We start from the raw sequence: 21,327 nt of genomic DNA on the forward strand, positions 1-21,327 counted from the left end.
AGCCGCAGCCGTTCCGTTTGACCGGTTCGGCACCTTCGGCCGCTAGACGCCCAGCGCCTTGCGGTCGAACGTACGCAGGAGACGCAGCGACAACGTCCGCACATTGGCGACATTGAGAAGCCACGCGGTGGCGGCGTAGGCAAAGCCCCCCGCGACGCTCACGATGATCAGCGCCGCGATACCTGTCCCATGGACCTGCGACCGTGCGAGCAGAATCGCAGCTGCCATTGCCGCGGCGGAAGCGGCGACGCCGGCCAGCCTGACGACGTCGAACGGCACGGGATAGGCACGGTGCATCAACACGACGGCGACGACGAAGCCGATCGCCTCGGTTGCAAGCGTCGCCAGCGCGGCGCCGTAGATGCCATAACCCCTCACCATTGCGAGCATCAGCGCCACGCTCACGACCAGCGTGAGAAACGACTGCGCCGCCAGCATGAAGGGGCGCTCGGCGAGCTGGAAGCTGAGCTGGACGTAGAATTGATTGGCGATGCCGAAGCAGCGGGCGAGCACCAGCGTCGGCAACAGCGCGGACACACCGGCGCGAAAATCGACACCGACGAGCGTGCCCGTGACCTGATCGGCGGCAAGCGCCAGCCAGACCGCGACCGGCGCGACGACGACGAGCAGCAGTTCGAGACTCTCGGTCAGCCGCTCCCGCGTCGTGTCCTGCTCCGACAGCGAGCGGAACACCATCGGCACGGTGGCCGCGGCGACGCTGGTGGCGATCATGACCATGAACTGGCGCGGCAGGTCGGCGGCGACACCGAAAATGCCGGCGGAATCCTTGCCGAGCAAAAAGGCGACAATGAGCCGGTCGCTGGCCGAGTAGACCGCGACGGACAATCCGGCCAGCGTCAACGGCAGGCCGTAGCGCGCGAGCTGCATGAACTGGCTGCGCGAGAAGCTTGCGACCCTGGCGCGATCGCTGACGAGATTGAGGATGACGCCGGCGAACGAGCCGAGGCCAAAGGCGGCGAGCAGGCCCATGCCGCCCCAGCCAAGCCAGATCCCGAGCAGGCCGAATCCGACGCTCGACACGCTGCGCACCATCGAGATCGCCGCGAATCGAAAGGGCCGAAACTTGGCGCGTTCGAATTCCTGGCCGACGTCGAACCCATTCGACATGATCGCGACGAACATGCTGGCGAGCACCAGCGCGACGCTGACGTCGCTGCGGAACAGGAATACCAGCGGGGTCGCCGCGCACATGGCGAGGACGGTCAGTGCAAAGCCAACCATCGCCGTGCCGCGGAAATCCACTTCCGCCGACATCGCCTGATAGCGCGACACCGACAGCTTGATCCAGGCGAAAAAGATCGCGCCCAGAATGCCGGCGATGCTCATGCCGACGACATAGACACCATACTCCGCCGGCGTCAGCAGCCGCGTGTAGGCGGTGACCGCGAAAAAGCCCATCGCCGCAGACAGGATGTAGCTGACGAGGTAGATGGAGAAATGGCGGTTCAGCATGCGTGCACGGGACTGGCGGCCTTGAAATCGAGCGGCCGTTAATCAGTTGGACCTTGGCGTGATGGTTCGACTGCGCCGCAGCATCTCCCAAGATAGTCATTTAAGTCTGCAAATCGGCCACCGAATGGGATGGCCCCACCGCTTTTGCGCGTTAGCGTTAAATTTGCCCTGTCCTTGAACGGGCCGCTGCGATCACCGAAAAGAAACCATGATTTTAAAGACGTCGCCCGACGTTTGGTTAATGGGTGGACTGGCTAAGATGGACGTTGTCGACCGCATAGGGGCAAACCCGGGCTCCCTGCCCCATGGCGGGACGGATGCATCCCTGGTGCCGGCATCCCCTGGGGACCGGGGCGAGCGGATGACGCTCAATTTGTTCTTCGAGGAGCGCGACGACCGCTGGTTTCCGGGCGACCGCCACGTCCGGCCGCTGGTGCGGCGGATGCTGCTCGGACAATCCTGGATCAGCGGCCAGCGGCGCGTGTTCCTCAATCTCTGCGCCGGGCTCGACCGCGTCGGGATTCCCTATCGCGTCAACGACTACGGCTACATCCGCAAGCACCCGGAGGAGCTCGCCTGCATCCTCGGGCGCCCGTTCGTGCTCGACTGGTTCGCATGGAAGAACCCGCTCCTGCTCGGCGTCGTCATGTACAACCATCCTGTCGACGTGCCCGAGCGTCTCAGGCTTCTCCACGAGAACACGATCCTGGTGCCCTGTGACTGGTATGCGGAGATGTGCCGGCCCTACTGGCCTGACGTCGAGGTGTGGCCGGTCGGCATCGAAACCGATTTGTGGACGCCGACGCCGGTCGCGCGGAAGAGCGTCGATGTGCTGCTCTACGACAAGGTACGCTGGGACCACGAGCGTTATGCGAGCGAGCTGATCGAACCGATCCGCCGGCATCTCGAAGCAAGTGGCCGCTCGGTCGAAGTGATCCGCTACGGCCATTACAGGGAAGACGACTACAAGGCGGCGCTGGCGCGCTGCCGCAGCATGGTCTTCCTTTGCGAGCACGAGAGCCAGGGCATCGCCTGCCAGCAGGCGCTGTCCAGCGGCGTGCCGGTGTTCGCCTGGGATCGCGGCGGCCCGTGGCAGGACCCGGAATATTTCCCGGACAAAGTGAGATATGAAGGCGGCGTGTCCTCCGTGCCTTATTTCGACGCACGCTGCGGCAGCAGATTCACCGATGCCGATAACTTCATGTCCGGCTGGGGCGGCTTCTGGTCGCGGGTAGAGGCGGGCGGCTTTGCGCCTCGCGATTTCGTGATGGACAATCTCACGCTCGAGAAAGGCGCGTTTCACTATTACGACATTGCGGAAGCGGTGATGCAGCGCCGCACGCGCTGAGCGGAACATTCGCGACAATTAACCCAACGACAGGAAACCGCGGCGTCGCAAGATGCCGCTTGGTACGATGGCGCGTTGGTTCCGGAAGGACTGAAGCCACGTGATCAAGCTCGACAGACGCAAATTTCTGCTCGGCAGCGCCGCTACGCTCGCGGCGGGCTCATCTGCGTCAGCACTGCCGGCGTCGAAACTGGCCCAGCGTCATCAGGGCTATGGCGCCGCCGCCACGCTGTGGGATCTGCAGGCCGATCCGAGGCTGGGCGAAGCCATCAGCACCTATTGCACGCAGGTGGTGCCGGTGCTCGAACTGAAATGGCCGATGCTGCGGCCGGACGCGCACACTTTCGCCTTCGAACGCGCCGACGCCATCTATGATTTCGCGCAGAAAAACGACCTGACCATGCGCGGCCACACGCTCGCCTGGTATCACGACATTCCTGACTGGACCAAGCAGATCAAGGATTCGAAGGCTGTCGAGCGCGCCTATGTCGATCACATCTCGACCGTCGTGTCCTATTACAAGGACAAGTTGACCTCGTGGGACGTCGTCAACGAGCCCATCCCTGACAATCCCAGGGACGTCAAGGACCGGCGCGACACGTTCTGGACACAGCATCTCGGTAGCAGCTGGATTCCGCTGGCGTTCCGCACGGCCGCAGCGGCCGATCCCTACGTCAAGCTCGCGATCAACGAATATGATATCGAGTCGGCGAAGGACTCGTTCATCGCCAAGCGTGCGGCCTATCGCAACCTCATCATGGAGTTGCTGGATCAAGGCGTGCCGCTACACGCGGTCGGACTGCAATCGCATCTGCATGCCGAGCTCGAGATCGACACTCACGGGCTTGCCGAATTCGTCACCGAGATCCGCTCATGGGGTCTCGAGGTCTACGTCACCGAGCTCGATGTCAACGACGAGAAGCTGACGGGCAGCCCTACGGAGCGCGACGCCATCGTCGCCAAGCGTGTGAACGATCTTCTCACCGCGATCTGGACCAGCGGACCTGTGCGCTCGATCCTGAGCTGGGGCATTTCCGATCGCTACAGCTGGATCAACGGCTACGTCAAACGCCCGGACAAGCAGCCGAACCGGCCATTGCCGCTCGACGGCGAGTTCAAGCCGAAGCCGTTGATGGATGTCATCAGCAAGTTCACGAAGGACGTGTGAGGGCCTGGCGCGGATTCACCTAGCCATCCGACGGCAGCCCCTGGGCCAGCCCGCGAAAGCGCAGCGGCGCCAGCGATGATGCGCGCTGCCACCAGTCGGCGACGCGATCGTCGAGCGCGGTCACCCCGCGCCCCTGACCAGGGAAGATCCGGATCTGTTGCACCGCTTCGGCGACGAACCCCTTGCCGCGGCGCGTGATCTTGAGTGCGGCGCCTTCGCGGTCCCGCTGCGTCAGCGGCACCAGCAGCCGGCCGCGCGGGCGGAGCGAGGCAAGCCAGAGCGGATGCGGATGCGGGAAGCCGGCATGCACCATGATGACATCGGACGGCTCGCCGACATCGCGACAGCCGTCGCCGTTGATCACCTCGACATTGTGATAGGCGCGCAGGTAGTTCGCAGCGCGCGCCGCCAGCCGCGCGTCGCATTCGATTGCGCGAACCCTGCCCTTCGGCCCCACGATCTCCGACAGGATCGCCGAGAAATAGCCGAGCCCGCAACCGATCTGGACCACGCGGTCCTTTGCCCGGACATCGAGCAGATCGATGAAATGGGCCCACAGGCTCGGCAGCCCGGTGTCGAGCTTGCGGCGCGCGTCGATGGCGACGAGCACATTGTCGTAGAGATGAACGGGATCGGCGCTGGGCGTCAGCCGGTAGCTGCGCGCCGCCTCGCTCTTGATGCGCCAGGGCCCTTTCGCCAGAAAATCTTCACGCGGCACCGACGCGAGCGCCGCAAGCAGGCGCGACGAACCAATCCGCTCGCGCTTCGCAATCAGCTCGACGTAGCGCGCCCGCGCGGCGGACAGGTCGGTCATTTCACCGGATCAGGCTGTGAACGCGCCGGAGTATCGCCGCCGAGCTCGTGCACCAGCTGCATCGCGAGCTTCAGGTCGGGCGTCAGGAATCCCTCGTTGAATTTGCCGACGATCGGCACGAGCAGAAGGCTCGCGTGCTCGCGCTTGCCCGATGTGTGCGACAACCGCGCGAGGCTGACTGCGGTTCTGAGCTCCCAGGACAGCGCACCCTGCTTGCGTGCCGTCTCCAGCGACTGGTCGAACAGATCTTCGGCCTCCTGCACCGAGGCCGGATTGCCGTCCGACAAGATGATCTCGCCTTGCAGGCGGTAGACCTCGGCGAGGTAGGAGTGATCGCCGGTCCGCCTTGCGGTCGCAAGCGCACCGTCCAGCGCGCGCAAGGCGGCATCGCGCATGCCGACCTTGGCATAGGCCTCCGCGAGCAGGCAACGGAACCAGCAGCCGGCGAGCCAGGAATCCATCGCTTCATACTCGTCGAGACCGAAGCGCATCTGGCTGATGCCTTCGTCGGCCTCGCCGAGCTGGGCCAGCGCCCAGCCGCGCAGGATCGCGGCCTGCTGCTTCCAATGCAGGAAATTGTGCTCGGTGGCGATGATCATGGCGCGATTGGCGTGATCGCGCGTGCCCTCGATATCGCGCAGATGCTGGCAGAGATAGGCGCCGAACACGAGCGCGAAGGCGAGCGAGAACGGATGGCGGATCTTCTCCGCAAGCGCAATCGCCTGCTCGCTGTGCCGGCGCGCCGCGTCGGGCTGGCCGAGGAACCAGAGGAGATAGCCGAGATAGGACAACGAGACGACGCCGGGATCGGTGCCGTGACGCTCCATCAGGTCGGAATGCAAATCGGGACTATAGAGATCGATGCAGCGATGCAGATGATGCTGCGCGGCAGCGAAGCGCCCGCGATAGAGCATGGTCATTGCGATCGAGCGGTGCGCCTCGATCAGATAGCCGGTCTGCTGCGCGGGGTCCGCGCGCTCGTTCAGCCGCTCGCGCTTGGCGAATTTCAGCAGCTCGACGCTGAGATCATGCGCGCGGGTCAGGTCGGCGCGGATGAAATGGCAGACCCATAGCCCGCGCGTGGCAGCAAAGGCCTTTTCGTCGTCGTCGAGCTGTTGGCCAAGCTCGAGGGCGCGCATGTAGTTCTCCTCGACCTCCTGCACGGCGTAGCCCTTGGCGGCGATCAGCGCGTTGCCCAGCGCGATCCGCAGCTCGAGCTCCATCTCGTCGGCGCCCTGCATGCGTGCATTGGCCTGCACGACGCTCAAGCCGCGGCGGAGATGGCCGATCGCCTCGAGATTGGCGCCGCTCTTGGCCGCCTGCTTGCCGGCCTTGAGCCAGAAGCTCGCCGCGCCCTCGCTCTGCCCGGACTCGGTCAGATGGTGGGCCAGCAGCTCCGGCTCGCGGTCGGTCTTCTCCGGATACATCTCGGCGAGGACCTGGGCGATGCTGGCATGCAGCTTGCGCCGCTCACTGTGCAAGAGGCTGTCATGCGCTGCGTTCTGGATCATCACGTGCTTGAAGGAGTAAAGCGCGTCGGGCGGATGCCCCCGGCGCATGATCAGGCCGGCCTCCTCCAGATGGGTCAGTGCCGCCTCGATCTGCTCCGCCGGCGTATTGGCGACGGCGTGCAGGGTCTCGTAGGAGAATTCGCGGCCGATGGTGGCGCCGATTTGCGCAATCCGCTTGAACGGCCCCATCCGGTCGAGACGCGCCATCAGCGAGTCCGTCAAGGTCGCCGGGATCGCGAGCTGCCGCCACGGACCCGACAGCACGTAGCGGCCATGCCGCTCGGTCAGGAGGTTGGATTCGAGAACGGTCTTGGTCAATTCCTCGAGGAACAGCGGCACGCCATCGGTCTTGACGATGATCTCCTCGACGACCTCCTTGGGAAGTTCTCTGCCCGCAACGCGCTCGACCAGCGTGGTCCGCAGCGGCCGGCTCAGCCGGTTCAGCACCAGCGTGGTGATGTGCGAATGCGCGTTCCAGCTCGGCTGGAATTCGGAGCGCGCCGTGATGATGGCCAGGATCGGCCGATTCTGCACCTGAGCGACCAGCAAATCGACCACCTCGCGGGACGTCGGATCGATCCAGTGCAGATCCTCAAAGGCCATCACCAGCGGCATCTCGCGCGTGAGGCCCAGGAAGTGATTGACCAGCGCTGCGACAGTGGCGTCTTTCTGTTGCTGTGGCGATAGCTCCAGCGGCGGATAACGCTCTCCGGTCGGGATCGACAGCAGCGCGGCGAACAGCGGTGCCACCTGCTCGACGTCGCCGTGGGCTGCCGCAATCGCATTCTCCAGGCCCGCCAGCGACAGCGCGGAGGCATCCTCGCGGTCGAGGCCGAGCGAGAATTTGAGCTGCTCGACGAAGGGATAGAAAGCAGTGGAGGTGTAATAGGGCGAGCACTGGAACGCGACATGCCCGTGCCGGTCACCTGCGATCCGCTCGAAAATCTCCTGGATGATGCGCGACTTGCCGATCCCGGGCTCGCCGAACTTGACGACGACCTGGCCGTCGCCCTCCTTGACCTGCTGCCAGCGCGCCATCAGCAGCGCGATTTCCTCCTCGCGATTGACGAGCGGAGTTAACCGCGTGCCCATGGCGGCGGCGAAGCGGGTCTCCACGCGCGTGGCGCGCACGACGTGCCAGGCCTGGGTTTTTTCCGAGATGCCCTTCAGCGCATGGGCGCCGAGATTGCGATAATCGAACTTGCCCTTCAGCAGCGATTGCGTCGAGGCGGAGATCACCACGCCGTTGGGGGGCGCGAGCGCCTGCAAACGCGCGGCGAGATTGACGGTCTCGCCGACGGCGGAATCGCGCTCTTCGGTCCCCTGGCCGACGAGGTCGCCGACCACGACGAGGCCGGTCGCGATCCCGATGCGCACGGCGGGCGCATGGCTGAGCGCGCCGCGCGGCTCGATTGCGCGCGCGGTCGACAGCACCCGCACGATCTCGAGCCCGGCGCGCACCGCGCGCTCGGCATCGTCCTCATGCGCGGTCGGATAACCGAAATAGACCAGAATGCCGTCACCGACGAAGCGGGCGGCGAAGCCCTCGTAATGCTTGACGACGCGCACGCAGGTTTCGCGAAAGCTGGCGATCATGTCGCGCACGTCTTCCGGATCGAATTGGGCCGAGAGCATCGTGGAATCCACCATGTCGCAGAACATGGTGGTGAGCTGGCGCCGCTCGGCGCCAACCTCCGTGCGGCTCTGCGGACGCGCCGGCGCAACCGGCGCCTCGACCGTCTCCGCCTTGAACAGCGCGGCCATGGCCCGCTGCAACCGCTTGCGATCGCCGAGCGGCAGCCCGAGTTCGGCAAGATCCGCCTCGGTCAGGTCGCCCATGACGTCGAGATCGAGGCGGTGCTGCGCGAACAGATCGGTGTAGTGACCGAGACCAATGCCTTCGAGCCAACGCTTCAACCCGACTTCCGTCCCCGGCTCATTCTCCAGCATGGTGATCCCGCCGTACACTCCCTCCGCCAAAGGGCTTAAGGTCCCTCAACCACAGATTTTGGGGCCCAAACTTCACCTTAGACTGGACGCGTTCCCTAACTCCAGGGAAGAATAGCTCAATCGGATCAAAAGGGAATGGCATTGTCGGAGATCGCATCCGAGGCGGGAGAGAGATCGGCCGGCGCGGGCACCGAAGCCGAGAAGCTTGCCGATATCGGCAGCCTTCTCGCGTTTCACGCGCGCACGATGCCGGCCGCGCCCGCCCTGATCGCCCCCGGCCGGCCTCCTCTGACCTATGGCGCACTCGGCGCCGGGATCGCTCATGTCGTCCGCACGCTGCGCGGGCTCGGCATTACGCCTGCCGACCGGATTGCCGTCGCGCTGCCGCGCGGGGCCGACGCTGCGTTGGCGCTGATCGCGGTGGCATCGACCTGCGCCTGCGTCCCCGTCAATCCCGACCTTACGGCGGACGAGCTGCAACGCTATTTCAGCGAATTGAAACTCACCGCGCTCGTCACACGGGCGGACATGAATTCACCGAGCCGCGACGTCGCCAGAACGCTTGATATCGCGGTGATCGATTTCGTGCCCGCAGCGGAGCCGGATCTCGGCGGCTGCGCGTTCGTGGGCCCGACGATCGGCCCAGCCTGTGCCGACGGCGCCGCCGGCGCGGAGGACGATGCCTTCATCCTGCTGACATCGGGCACGGCCGCGCGCCCGAAGATGGTGCCGCTGACACACCGCAATGTGTGTCTCTCGGCGCAGAATGCCGGCCGGGTGCTTTCGCTCGCGCCGCACGATCGTCTGCTCAACGTCCTGCCGCTGTTTCATGCCCACGGCCTGATCTCCGGCCTCCTGACCGCGCTCGCGGCGGGCTCCAGCGTGATCGTGACCGGCGGCTTCGACGCCCCGTCCTTCTTCGGCTGGATGCGGGACCTGCAACCGACCTGGTACACGGCGGTGCCCACCATTCATCGCGCGCTGCTGACCGCCGCGGAAGCAAGCCCCGAGCGCGTCCGGTCATCGTCGCTGCGCCTGATCCGCTCGGCCTCGTCCTCGCTCGCGCCCGCGATCCTGAATGGGCTGGAGGCGATCTTCGGCGTCCCCGTGCTGGAGACCTATGGGATGACGGAAGCGGCCTCGCAGATCGCGGCCAATCCGTTCGAGCTGCGCAAGATCGGCTCGGTCGGCCGGGCCGCCGGCCCCGAGATCGCGATCATGGACGAAGCCGGCCGCCTGCTTGCGCACGGCCAGCATGGCGAGATCATGCTGCGCGGAGCGAACATGAGCCGCGGCTATTGCAATGACGAGGCGGCAACGCAGGCCGCGTTCCGCAACGGCTGGTTCAGGACCGGTGACCTCGGCTATCTCGACGCCGACGGCTATCTCTTCATCGTCGGCCGCATCAAGGACGTCATCAACCGCGGCGGCCAGAAGATCTCTCCGCTGGAGGTGGAAGAGGTGCTGCTGGCCCACCCCGCGGTGCTGGAAGCCGGCGTCTTCGCCATTCCCCATGCCAAGCTCGGCGAGAACGTCGCCGCCGTCGTGGTGCTCAGGGACAATTCCGAGACGACCTCCGACCAACTGCGCCAGTTCGCACGGAAGCGGCTCGCCGCCTACAAGGTGCCGAGCCTGATCCGCAGCGTGGCCGCGCTGCCGAAGGGCGCCAGCGGCAAGGTCAAGCGCAATGCGCTGGCCGAGCTGATTTCAGCGCCCCATGATGACGACGAGACCCAGCTGCCGCGCAACGAACTGGAAACCCAGCTTGCCGGGATCTGGGCCGATCTGCTCGAGCTTCCGCAAGTCGGCATCGATCAAGACGTCTTTGCGCTCGGCGCGGATTCGCTCGCGGTCACGCAGATGCGCTCCCGCCTGCGCGAACGCTTCAACATCGACTTCTCCTTCGAGGACATCTTCGATTGCGCCACGGTCGGGGCTCTTGCGGCCCGGATCGAGACCACGGCGCACCGCGATGCGACGCTGCCGGCATGGCGCCCGTCGGCCGCCGAAGGTGACGCGCCGCTCTCGTTCCAGCAGCAGCGGATGTATGTGCTCTCGCGGCTCGACCCGACGCGCTACAATTATAACGTGGTCGAGGTCGTGCTGCTGAAGGGACGGGTCGACCTCTGCGCGCTTCAGTCAAGCCTCGCGGCAATCTGCGCGCACCATGAGGTGCTTCGCTCGGTCTTCGTCGAAAGCCAGGGCGAGCCGATGCAGCGCGTGCGTCAGGCGCCCCTGCTCGAACGGATCAAGCTCAAGCCCTGCCCGGCCGACAAGCAGGCAGCGGTCGTCAGGCGCGAGGCACTCAAGCTCGCGCAATACACATTTGATCTCGCCCGCGAACCGCCGCTGAAGGTCACGCTGCTCTCCTTCGACAAGTCCAGTCATGCGCTGGTGGTCAATGTCCATCACCTCGTCACCGACGGCTGGTCGCAGCGGCTGTTCTGGGAGACGCTTGCCGCCGGCTATTCCGCCGCGCGCAAGGCAAGTACGCCGGCGTTGCCATCGTCCAGCTTTCAATATCGCGACTTCGCGCGCTGGCAGCAGAGCTGGGCGCAGACGCCGGCCGCGAAAGAGCAGCTCGATTACTGGCGCGTGCAACTCGACGGCATCACCACGCTGCCGCTGCGAACCGACCGGCCGCGGCCGGAAGTCTGGAGCGGCCACGGCGCCCGTCATTATTTCGAATTCTCCAAGGCCGTTTCCGCCGACATCCGCGTGCTGAGCCAGGACCAGGGCGTGACGCCTTACATGGCGCTGCTCGCGGTATTCCAGTGCCTGCTGTTCCGCCACACGGGGCATGAGGATGTGGCGACGGGATCGCTGATTGCGAACCGCAACCAGATCGAGAGCGAGCGGCTGATCGGGCTGTTTGCCAACACGCTGATCCTGCGCAACGATTTCAGCGGCAACCCGACCTTCGGCGAGCTGCTGCGCCGGGTGCGGCAGGTCACGCTCGATGCCTATCGCAACCAGGACCTTCCGATCGAGGAGGTCCTGCGTGCGCTGCAGATCGCCCGACGGAGCGACGGCAATCCGCTGTTCCGGATCATGTTCATCCTCCAGAACGCATCGATCGAGGCCGCGCGCTTTCCAGGCCTGTCGACGCGGCGGCTGGAAGTTGACCCCATAGTCGCGCGCTTCGACATCACGCTCGAGCTGGTCGAGGCCGAGGGCCGCTTCACCGGCTTCTTCGAATATGCCACCGATCTTTTCGATGCGGGTACGATCGAGGCCATGGCGGACCAGTTCAAGACCCTGCTCAAGGCCGCCATCGCCGATCCCGAACGGCGCATCTCGCACCTGCCGCTGCTGACGGCCACCGAGCGCCGGCAATTGCTGGCGAAGGGCCGGCCTGCCAACTTCGCCGTGCGCGGACATCTCTGCGAACGCTTCGAGCGGCAGACGAAAAAGACGCCGAACGCGGTGGCGATTTCCGACGGACTGACGTCGCTGAGCTATCGCGAGCTGGCTCGGCGCAGCCAGGCGATCGCACGCTGGCTCGCCCGCGAAGGCGTCGGTGCCGAAACGGTGGTCGGGCTTCTGGCCGATCGCGGGCCCGATTTGCTCGCAGCGATGATTGCGGTGCAGCGTGTGGGTGCGGCGTTCCTGAATCTCGATCCCGAGCAGCCGCCGGCGCGGCTCGCAACCATCCTCGGGGCGAGCTGCGCAAGCCTGCTGCTGACGGGGCGCGCGCAGTCCGCCATGGTCGACACGCTGCTCGAGCCGCTGGTCGCGCGCATTCGGGTCGCCGAGCTCGACGATGCGATCGCACCCGAATCGACCAAGCCGGGCCACCCTGCGCGGCGCGCGGATTCGAGCCTCGCTTATCTCATCTTCACGTCCGGCTCCTCCGGCGCGCCGAAAGGCGTCATGATCGAGCAGCGCGGGCTGTCGAACCATCTCGCCTCGCTGATCGACGAACTCTGCCTCACCGCCAAGGACGTGATCGCGCAGACTGCGCCACAGAGCTTCGTCATTTCCGTCTGGCAGTTCCTTGCCGCTCCCATGGTCGGCGCACGCGTTCATGTCTGCGCCAGCCCGGTGGTGCAGGATGCGATGCTGCTGGCACGCGAAATCGAGCGCGAGCGCATCACGGTGCTCGAGATCGTGCCCTCGCTGCTCCGCGTGATCCTCGAACGGATGGACGAGGCGCCGATGCTGCGCGCTTTTGCCAGGCTGCGGCTCTTGATCTCGACCGGCGAACCGCTGCCGGTCGATCTCTGCCGCGCCTGGTTTGCCCGCTGCCCGAAGGTGCCGCTGATCAACGCCTATGGCGCCTCGGAGTGCTCTGATGACGTCTCCCTGCACCGGCTGACCCGCGCACCCGACGCCGCGACGACCAATGTTCCGGTCGGAGCACCACTGCCCAATACCCGGATCTACGTGCTCGATCCGCATCTGGAACCGCAGCCGATCGGTGTGGTCGGCGAGCTCTGCATCGGCGGCGCCGGCGTCGGCCGCGGCTATGTCAACGATCCCGCGCAGAGCAGGGAGCGCTTCATCCCCGATCCGTTCGCGCGAGCGGAAGGCCGCCGGCTCTACCGCACCGGCGACCTCGCCCGCCGCCGCGCCGACGGGACGATCGAATGCCTCGGCCGCGCCGACCTTCAGGTCAAGGTGCGTGGTTATCGCATCGAGCTCAAGGAGATCGAGGCCGCGCTTGCCGACCACGCAAGCGTGCGGGCCGGCATCGTCGAGCCGCGGCGCGACGCCAACGGCGATGTCAGGCTGATCGCCCATGTGGTGGCCAAAGCCGGCAGCCGGATCAGCGCCAGCGAATTGCGGGACTTCCTCAGGAGCCGGCTGCCTGTTCATGCGATCCCGTCGGCGTTCCTGTTCCTGGATCAGGTCCCGCTCAATGCCCACGGCAAGCTCGATCGCTCCGCCCTGCTGGCGCCCACGCAACAGGAGAGCGCCGCGACCGAGACCGCCGTGCCGGCGCGCCGCTTCACCGAAAAGGTCCTGTCCGACATCTGGGGCGATCTGCTGAAAGTCGAGAGCCTTGGTGTCACCGACAATTTCTTCGACCTCGGCGGTCATTCGCTGCTGGCCGGCCAGGCGATGGCGCGCGTCTCCCGTGCACTCGGCGTCTCGCTGCCGATCAAGACCATTTTCGAGGCACCGACGATCGCAGAGCTCGCCCGGCGGGTCGACGAGGCCTTGGCCGCGACGCCGCAAAAGCCCACGGCCGGCGTTCCACGCCTGGCCGAGAGCGCGCCCCCCACGCTCTCGATCGCGCAGGACCAGATGATGCGGATCGAGCAAAACCTGCCCGATCTGCCGCTGTTCAACCTGCCGTTCGCCTTCCACCTCGAAGGCCCGATCGATCCGCGTACCCTGGCGCAGGCCATCGACGACATCGTCCGCCGCCACGAATCATTGCGGACGGCGTTCGGCTGGAATGGCGAGGAGCCGGTCAGCCGCGTCCTCGCGCCAGCCACGCTCGGTCCGATCCTGACCGTCGAGACCCTCGGCGACGGGCGGCCCCACACCAACCAGCGGCGCAAGGCGCTCGAATTCAGGAAGATCGAGCTCCTGATCGCGCAGGAGGCCTATAGCCCCATCAGCACCGCCCGAGCCCCGCTGCTGCGGGCGCGGCTGCTGCGCCGTCACGCCGAGGATCACGTGCTGATGCTGACGCTGCATCATGCCATCGCCGATGGCTGGTCGATCGGCGTTCTGTTCGAGGAATTGTCCAACCGCTACGCCGCGCTGACGGGCCGTCGGTCGCCGCCCCTGCCGAAGAAGCCGCTGGCGTTTTCCAGCGTCGCGCGCTGGCAGCGCTGGTGGTGCGGAACCGCGGCGGCCCGCCGGCAGGCCGCCGACTGGGCCGAGAATCTGCGCGCTGCGGCCCCCCTCTTTGACGGCAAAGCACGCCCGGGCGCGTCGACCGGTCACCATCCGCTCAGCCTGGAGCGCGATCTCGTCGCCGGTCTCACCTCCCATGCGCGCCAGCACAACAGCACGTTGTTCATGTGTCTGCTCACCGGCCTGAAGGCCCTGCTGCTGGCGCGGACCGGGCGCACCGACATCTCGGTCGCCACCGCCATGGCCAACCGCGCTCAGCCAGACACTGATCGCATCATAGGCCCGTTCGAAAACACCGTGATCATCCGCAGCCGGATCACGCCGGATCTGTCATTTGCGCAGGCCTTGGGCCGCGTACGCCAGGGCGTGCTCGACGCACATGCGCGGCAGGAGCTGCCGTTCAACATCCTGGCCGACCATCTGGAGCAGGAGGGCATCGACCCGGCTTCGCTGCTTCAGGTCTATTTCACGCTGCAAAACCCGCTGCGCCAGCCGCTGGAGCTGCCCGATGTCACGGTGCGATCGATCGGAAACGTCGCGCGCGAGGGCCAGCCGGTGCTGCCGGTCGACCAGACCCTGATGTCGCTGATGCTGAAGGAGCGTCCGACCGGGATCACAGGGTCGTGCAATTACAAGGACGATCTGCTCGACGGCGCCACGGTCGGCGCATGGATGGAGGATCTCGTCGCGCTGCTCGAGGCGGCCATCCTCCGGCCAAACACGCCGCTGGAGCGCTTGCTCGCCCGCAAGGCGGCATGACCAGCCGGACCGGCGAACACGAGTTCACCCGTCAAAGCTGTGAATGCCCAAGTTGCATCTTGATTATTTGGCTCCAGCGCGCGAGATTATTCCTGCGTTTTGATTTGGACTGATTTCAACCGGGGGAGTAGCGTTATGGGTTTCATCAAATTTACCAAAGGCACCTCGCTCAGCGACAAGGACCGCAAGTCGCTGCAGAAGCTGCTCACGGGCGAGAAGAAGAAGCTTCAGTCCGCACTGAAGGACGTCGACGCCAGCCTTTCGATGCTGGGTGGCGGGAAGAAGGCCAAGAAGAAAAAGTAAGATTCGTCGGCCGGGACGCCGCGCGGATCTTCGCATTTTCATTTTCGATTTGGGCCGCTCGCCTGTCGGGTTGGGGTCTCGCACAAGCTTGCGCCTGTAAACCGGCCAGCAATCGACAAGAATTTGCCCGGGTGGACCGCTAGAAGCGGTCCGCCGAGTTGCTTCCTGTTCGGTTGATCCTTCAGTCAGGGCCGGATTTGGCCTCCGCCTGGCGCTATGGGCCCAATTGATGGCAGACGACGGAATTGAGCTGTTTGTCGGATTGATCGAGAGCATTGATACCCCCGGCGCGGTGGACGCGTGCCGACGGTTGCTCTCGGTCGACGAGCAGATGCGCGCCGACCGCTTCAAGTTTGAACGGCATCAGCGGCAATATGTCTTCGCGCATGCGATGCTGCGCCTCGCGCTGTCGCACGCGGCCCCGGATGTCGAACCGACCGACTGGTCGTTCTCGACCGGACGCTATGGGCGGCCCTTTGTCGCAGCGCCTGCGCCTTCGACGCCGCTGCATTTCAGCCTGTCCCATGCCGACGGCTGCGTCGCCTGCGTCGTGTCAAGGCATGAGACGGTCGGCGTCGATGTCGAGACCGTGTCGCGGCGCGTCGCGCCGCTGTCGACCGCGCTTCGCTTCTTTGCGCCGGAAGAGGTCGAGACGCTCCGCACGCTGCCGGAGCCCGCTGCGATCGAGCGATTTTTCGACTATTGGACGCTGAAGGAAGCCTATCTGAAAGCGAGGGGTTTCGGGCTCAACCTGCCGCTCGACGCCTTCGCGATGCAGGTGTCGCGGGAGGCGATCAAGATCAGCTTCAGGCCCGAGATCGCCGATGATCCGGCGGGCTGGCGCTTCTCGCTGTGCTCGCCGTCGCCCTCGCATCGCCTCGCCATCGCCGACGGCTCGCGCGCGGCCGGCGGCCTGACCATCACCCGCAACGCCTGGCCGTTCCAGGAAGCGGCGGAGTGATGTCGGCGCGGCTGCGCGTGTTTCCTGCGATCTCGCGCAACCGCGATCCCAAAAAATATGTCGGCGAGCTGATGCGGGTGGCTGAGTTCGCGGACCGCAACGGCTTCGAGGGCATTTTGCTGTTCGAAGGCAATGACGTCTTCGTCGAGCCTTGGGCGATGGCCCAGCACATCATGGCGGCGACGACGCGATCCTCGCCACTGATCGCCGTCAACCCCGTCTACATGCACCCGTACACGGCGGCGAAGTTCGTTTCGTCCTTTGCGCAGCTCTACAGCCGCAAGGTCTATCTCAACATGATCACGGGGACCGCGATCAGCGACCTGCAGGGGCTCGGCGACGATCAGTCTCACGCCGACCGGTATGTCAGGCTAGACGAGTTCGTCAGCCTGATGCGACAGCTGCTGTCGAGCCCGCGCCCGGTGAATGTCGACGGCCGGTTCTATCGCGCCAGCAATCTGCAACTGCGGCCGCGCCTGCCGGCCGAGCTGATGCCGGAGTTCTTGATCGCGGGGCAATCGGACGCCGCCAGGCGCGTCGCCGAGGAGACCGGCTGCATCAAGATGCAGATGTTGCCGCCCGACCTCGATCGCGGGCTCAACGCGTCGGGCATGAACTTCGGCATCTTCGCGCGCGAGGGTCGCGAGGAGGCGCGGCAGGCGGCGAAGACCCGTTTCCGCGACAATCCCGACGATCGCGAGCTGCTCGCGCTGACCGTCGAAAATTCAGATTCCGTCTGGAAGCGGCTGATGTACGAGGGCCAGAGCGGCGAGCTCGCCGACAATGGCTATTGGCTGCTGCCCTACCTCACCTTCCAGGCCGACTGCCCCTATCTCGTCGGCAGTTATGCCGAGATCGGCGCCAAGCTGAAGCAGTTTGCGGCGAAGGGGCTGACCACGGTCATGCTCGACATGGTCGCTGACGAGGCCGAGATGCAGCACGTTTGCAACGCGCTCGAGGCGAGCGGGATGTTTTGACTACTGATCACACTTTATCGACATCGTCATTGCGAGCGCAGCGAAGCAATCCAGATTGATGCCGAGGAAAGATTCTGGATTGCTTCGCTGCGCTCGCAACGACGGAGAACGATGACCAATTCACCGCGCCTCTTCGAAGCCCGCCAGTACCGAGGTCAGGTTGGCGCCGAGAATGTCCGAGAGATAGCCGCCCTCCTGCACGAACACGGTCGGCAGGCCCAGCTTCGCAATGGCCTGGCCGATGCGACGGAAGCCTGAGGTGGTGACGGCAAGCCCCTTCAGCGGATCGTGCTCGGAGGCATCGAGGCCGAGCGCGATCACGACTGCGCCGGGTGAGAAGGATTCGATCGCCTTGCGCGCGACGTCCATCGCCCTGAGATAGCCGTCATCGCCGGTGCCGATCGCCAGGGAAATGTTGAGATTGGCGCCGAGGCCGGCGCCCTCGCCGCGCTCATGCGCGTAGCCCCACACATAGGGATAATAGGCGACCGGATCGGCGTGGATCGAGATCGTGTAGACGTCCGGCCGCGCGTAAAAGATGCCTTGCGTGCCGTTGCCGTGATGGACATCGACGTCGAGGATCACGACGCGCTCGTGCTTTTGCCGGAGATGCGCCGCCGCGATGGCGCTGTTGTTGAGGAAGCAGAAGCCGCCGGCCATATCGCGATAGGCATGGTGGCCGGGCGGACGGCAGAGCGCATAGACTGCATCCTCGCCGTCCATCACCATCTGGGCCGCTGTGACCGCAACATCCGTCGCGGCGCAGGCCGCAGCCCAGGTGCCAGGACCGATCGGGGCCGCTGTATCGGCGGTGTGCCAGCCGAGCTTGCCGACGATATGGGTGGGATAGGTCGCGGCGTGGCGGACGGGATGGATGTTGCCGATCATCTCCGGACCGGAATCGCCGAGTGCCGTCCAGGCATCCCAGGCTTCGCTCAGGAACGACAGATATTCCGGGCTGTGAATGCGTGCGCGCGGGCCCTGGCCGAACTTGGTCGGCTCGACCAGTTGATGCTTGCCGTCCTTCAACCCCTTGAGCAGGCGGTCGGCGCGCTCGGGCTGCTCGGTGGTGCGCTTGACGACGCCACGAACCAGGAAGAATTGCGGATCGTGGCTGCGGTGCAGTTCAGTATGGACGGCCTTCACTCAACACTCCGTGGTCTTCAACAATTCCACGGCGTTTTTTGATCGCTGCGGCGGCCAGATGCAAGCAAGAAGAATGCCGGCCTCGCCGAGCCGTTCTGCGCCTGAAGCAGATCGCCTTGATATTCAGCAGCGACCACGCTGCAGACAGTGCTCGCGACCCTGCTGGTCCGTCCGGAACGACTCGATGAAGCCGCCCTGGCGCTGGGTAACGAAGACGGTCCTGCCGTCGCTGCCGCCAAAGGCGAGATTGGTCGGCTCCTTTGCCCTCAACGCGATCTCGCGCTCGACCACACCACTCGGCTTCATCAACGCGATCGTGCCCTTGAGAATGCGCGCGACGTAAAGGCGGCCGGTGACGTCGGTGCGCAGGCCGTCGATGGTGTCGGGCTGGAATGCCTTGACGAGCCTGGCATCGGTGAGCTCGTTGCCGCGGATGGTGTAGGACCAGACTTGGCCATTGCTGGACTCGCCGACATAGAGCGTCTTGCCGTCGGGACTGAGATCGATGCCGTTGGTGGTGCCCATTGCGCGCGGCGCCGACATGACCTGTCCTTGCACCGACCCGTCGGCGGCCTTCGCGATGCGCCAGATGTGACCTTCCCGTCCCTTCCAGTTCGGATCGCTCGCATAGAGCGTGCCGTCGCGGGCGATAGTGATGTCGTTGGGCTGGTTCATCTCGTCGGAGTGAAACCAGACCGCCGGCTCTGTTGCACCTTTCGGCATCGCAAAGATGTTGTGCTTCTTGTAGTCGGCGATGAACATCGTGCCATTGCGATCGAAGCGGATCGCGTTGCCGACGCTTCCCTCGGGAAGCTCCGTGAAGGCTTCAGACGCCGCAGCGCCCGCCGGCAATCGGCCGATGGTGCCGGGCCTGCCGAAATTGACGACGAAGAGATTGCCATCGAGATCGGCCGCGGGTCCTTCGATGCCATGCGTATATTCACCCGACGGCGTGACCTGCACACTCTCGAACAGCTTCGTCTCGGCTGCGAAGAGCGGCGTTGTGACGACAAGCAGAATGCTACTGCACAGGCACCAGAAATTCCTGCCGGATGTAATAGCCATCGTCGTCGCTGCACTCGCCATTCAGATAAGGATCGGCCGGCCGGAAGAATCGGCTGAAGCCGGGTTTGTCTACAGCGTTCCTTTGTGTCACGACGACGACCTTGGCAGCCGGTATTTCGCCGCATTCCTTGTTGGCCTTGCTGACAAATTTACGCTGCGGCAGGCCGAGCTTGATGCGCATCGGCGTTCCCGGAACCATCCTGGCAACGAGCAGATCAGCCGTATTGAGCAGGGCCGCGTAACCGGGCTCGGTCTTGGGCAGGCCCTCGCCGCCGGGCGGCATCAGCTTCTCCGCGCCGATGCCGCGCAGCCGCGTGCGCAGTCTGCCGGAGGCGGGATCGCCCGGGTAGATCCAGCCGTCCTGCGACAGCATGAAACGCAGCACGGTCGCATCCTTGTCCGCGTCCGACTGACCCGCCTTGAGGCCGAAATCGGAGTGGCAGCCGACGCAGTGCTTTTCGACGAGGTTCTTGCGCAGCGTGGCGAGCCGCATCTTGTTCTGCGCATCCTTGGCGACGAAGGCGGCGAGCTGGTCGATCAGCGCCTGGCTCCTGATATCGCAAGGCAATGGCGGCGGTGGCTCGCCCGTCGCGCGATCGATGCGGATGATGGTCTGGTTCTTGTCCTCGGCCAGCCAGATCGCGCCGTCTTCCGCGACCGTCATGCCGGCCGGCGCGCCTTGCGGCCGCGCTCCGTTGACGCGATGCCAGCCGGCGATCAGCTCGTCGAACGGCGCAGCGGCGACGTCGCCGGCGTCGGTCTGAAAATCATGGGTCGGATCGGCCGCGCAGCTGACATGGTAGCGCACCGGGGGCGGCGCCGGCTTCGGGAAGCCGTGGTCGTCGACGTCGTAGATCAGCACGCGGCTGCCGGTCGGACGATAGCCATGCAGGCCGACCAGGAGCTTGCCTTCCAGCTCGGGGAACTTGGCGCCGTGATAATACAGCATCGCGAGCGGCGCACCGTGCGGCGGCAGCAGCGAGAACGGCTGCTTGTAGAGCGCGTTCGCCGTACAGAGCGATTTGTACACGCCCGATTGCAGCACGAGCTTGAACTCGGGGCTCGGCGTCGACAGATCATAGCAATAGGGCCAGCCATAATGCCTGCCCTGCTCGATCGCGTTGATCTCCTCGTTCGGCTTGAAGATGTCGGGCAGATCGCGGCCGTTCTCGGCTTGCAGGAAGGCATAGCCGGCATCAGGAAAATTCGGGTGCAGCACCAGCGCCAGCGAATTGCGCAGGCCGCGCGCGTAGATCGCGTGAGGGGGATCGGGATCGCCGGGCTTCAAGGCCGGAAAGACGCCGCCCGACGGCGGCGTGAACAGCCAGAGCGCCGCCATGGCGGAAGCGCCTTCAGCCGGTGCGCAAGGCTTCGTGATCGGTGCCGGCGTGACGCAGTCGTCGCTGTGGGCACCGACATTGACGAACAGCCGCCCGTTCCTGTCGAACACAAACTGCTTGAGCGGATGCGCGGCCTCGTCGAGCTTGGTGCCATCGGGCAGCGTGATGCGGCGACCCGGCATGTGGCGGATGATGGTCTCGACCGTGCTGCGCGGATTGTCGGCGAGCGGATCGAAGCGGAAGATCGTTTCGGCGGTCGAGGCATAGAGCCTCTTGTCCGGCCCGATCACGAGGCCGAACGGATATTCAATCCCGGTCAGGAGCTCCTTGAAACGCTGGCCGTTGCCGGCGTGGGGATCGAGCAGCAGCAGCCGGCCATCGCTGTGGCCCCAGCCGCCCATGTCGGCCACCACGAACAGATCGCGACCGGGCACCTGGATGATCGATCGCGGAAATTTCAAATGGTCTTCCTCGCTGCCGACGAGGCCGGCACAGAAACCCGCCTTCATGTCGATCTGGATCTTGGGAAAGGCGAGATCGCCGCTGCCGCACGTCTCCGATCCAACCGCATAGCCGCTTTTCCGCAACGGATCGGACGCAGCTGGAGAAGCGAAGCCAGACAAGACCGCGAGGACGACGGCAGCTGCGCGCAAGCTTCGGCGTCCATTCTGCAAAATGAGACGATTCACAGCGACCTCCCC

General features: G+C 65.2%; 12 protein-coding genes. 6 read left to right on the forward strand and 6 right to left on the reverse strand.

The genetic code is table 11. The annotated features are described in order from the left end of the window. Window positions 1-42: 42 nt before the first annotated feature. Window positions 43-1,473 carry a lipopolysaccharide biosynthesis protein gene (locus tag XH91_RS28395; RefSeq protein WP_128953656.1) on the reverse strand — a complete coding sequence of 477 codons (1,431 nt, stop codon included), beginning with the start codon at window positions 1,471-1,473 and terminating at the stop codon, window positions 43-45. Between the two features lie 259 nt (window positions 1,474-1,732). On the opposite strand from XH91_RS28395, the gene XH91_RS28400 reads away from it, so the two are divergent. Together XH91_RS28400 and XH91_RS28405 are read left to right on the forward strand one after the other, a co-directional pair. Further along, window positions 1,733-2,821: a glycosyltransferase gene (locus XH91_RS28400; RefSeq protein ID WP_128953657.1), complete on the forward strand. Its 1,089-nt coding sequence runs from the start codon at window positions 1,733-1,735 to the stop codon at window positions 2,819-2,821. Window positions 2,822-2,921: 100 nt separating this feature from the next. Next, a complete protein-coding gene (locus XH91_RS28405; protein ID WP_128953658.1) occupies window positions 2,922-3,989 on the forward strand; it encodes an endo-1,4-beta-xylanase in 1,068 nt (355 codons plus the stop codon). A gap of 19 nt (window positions 3,990-4,008) precedes the next feature. Here the strand turns inward: XH91_RS28405 and XH91_RS28410 are convergent, their stop codons facing one another. Next, on the reverse strand, window positions 4,009-4,803 hold the full coding sequence (locus XH91_RS28410; RefSeq protein ID WP_128953659.1) for a protein-L-isoaspartate O-methyltransferase family protein: 795 nt from the start codon (window positions 4,801-4,803) through the stop codon (window positions 4,009-4,011). Then, window positions 4,800-8,264 carry an ATP-binding protein gene (locus XH91_RS28415; protein ID WP_128955029.1) on the reverse strand — a complete coding sequence of 1,155 codons (3,465 nt, stop codon included), beginning with the start codon at window positions 8,262-8,264 and terminating at the stop codon, window positions 4,800-4,802. The genes XH91_RS28410 and XH91_RS28415 overlap by 4 nt, the downstream gene beginning before the upstream one ends. 135 nt (window positions 8,265-8,399) lie before the next feature. Between XH91_RS28415 and XH91_RS28420 the strand changes: the two genes are divergently transcribed. From XH91_RS28420 to XH91_RS28430, 4 genes are all read left to right on the forward strand, one after another. After that, window positions 8,400-14,834 carry a non-ribosomal peptide synthetase gene (locus tag XH91_RS28420; RefSeq protein WP_128953660.1) on the forward strand — a complete coding sequence of 2,145 codons (6,435 nt, stop codon included), beginning with the start codon at window positions 8,400-8,402 and terminating at the stop codon, window positions 14,832-14,834. Between the two features lie 135 nt (window positions 14,835-14,969). Beyond that, window positions 14,970-15,137 carry a hypothetical protein gene (locus XH91_RS39040; protein ID WP_164934214.1) on the forward strand — a complete coding sequence of 56 codons (168 nt, stop codon included), beginning with the start codon at window positions 14,970-14,972 and terminating at the stop codon, window positions 15,135-15,137. Between the two features lie 229 nt (window positions 15,138-15,366). Next, window positions 15,367-16,098 (forward strand): 4'-phosphopantetheinyl transferase family protein, encoded by a 732-nt coding sequence (locus XH91_RS28425; protein WP_128953661.1) that lies wholly within the window; start codon window positions 15,367-15,369, stop codon window positions 16,096-16,098. After that, window positions 16,095-17,075, forward strand: a complete 981-nt coding sequence (locus XH91_RS28430) for an LLM class flavin-dependent oxidoreductase (RefSeq protein WP_128953662.1) — start codon at window positions 16,095-16,097, stop codon at window positions 17,073-17,075. The genes XH91_RS28425 and XH91_RS28430 overlap by 4 nt, the downstream gene beginning before the upstream one ends. A gap of 120 nt (window positions 17,076-17,195) precedes the next feature. On the opposite strand, the gene XH91_RS28435 is transcribed toward XH91_RS28430, so the two are convergent. The 3 genes from XH91_RS28435 to XH91_RS28445 form a co-directional block, all read right to left on the reverse strand. After that, window positions 17,196-18,221, reverse strand: coding sequence for a histone deacetylase family protein (locus XH91_RS28435; protein ID WP_128953663.1), 1,026 nt, complete (start codon window positions 18,219-18,221; stop codon window positions 17,196-17,198). A gap of 123 nt (window positions 18,222-18,344) precedes the next feature. Beyond that, window positions 18,345-19,286, reverse strand: a complete 942-nt coding sequence (locus tag XH91_RS28440) for an SMP-30/gluconolactonase/LRE family protein (protein WP_164934215.1) — start codon at window positions 19,284-19,286, stop codon at window positions 18,345-18,347. Then, window positions 19,243-21,279: a PQQ-dependent sugar dehydrogenase gene (locus tag XH91_RS28445; RefSeq protein ID WP_245477243.1), complete on the reverse strand. Its 2,037-nt coding sequence runs from the start codon at window positions 21,277-21,279 to the stop codon at window positions 19,243-19,245. The genes XH91_RS28440 and XH91_RS28445 overlap by 44 nt, the downstream gene beginning before the upstream one ends. Window positions 21,280-21,327: the final 48 nt, after the last annotated feature.

The sequence above is a fragment of the Bradyrhizobium guangzhouense genome, assembly GCF_004114955.1.
In the GTDB taxonomy this organism is placed as follows: Bacteria; Pseudomonadota; Alphaproteobacteria; order Rhizobiales; family Xanthobacteraceae; genus Bradyrhizobium; species Bradyrhizobium guangzhouense.